Origin of the sequence: Priestia sp. SIMBA_032 (genome assembly GCF_046535215.1) — a bacterium.
Taxonomy (GTDB): domain Bacteria; phylum Bacillota; class Bacilli; order Bacillales; family Bacillaceae_H; genus Priestia; species Priestia aryabhattai.
This window is the reverse complement of record NZ_JAWRXD010001402.1, coordinates 1-242: the sequence shown is the minus strand read 5'-3', so window position 1 is coordinate 242 and position 242 is coordinate 1. Positions and strand designations below refer to the sequence as shown.

Below are 242 nucleotides of genomic sequence, written 5' to 3'. Positions count from 1 at the left end.
AGTCCCTACTGCAAGTTGTGGTGATAAACTGTGTAATCCAATTAATAACGGAACAATAATAATTCCGCCTGCAAGCCCAACTAGGCTGCCGACTGTCCCGGCGATTAGTCCGATGAAAAGTAACATGATGTATTCCAAAATTGCCAACTCCTCTAAATAACTTATCCACCAATTATTATACACGCTTTTTAATGAGAAATAGGCTTGTTCACAAAAAAGTCGTCTTCCTAGAAAAATAAGGA

The 242-nt window shown here is 38.4% G+C and carries 1 pseudogene; it reads right to left on the bottom strand.

Annotated features, from left to right (window positions below):
* Positions 1–138, bottom strand: a pseudogene (locus tag SB717_RS40375) (sulfite exporter TauE/SafE family protein); the annotation flags it as partial.
* Positions 139–242: the final 104 nt, after the last annotated feature.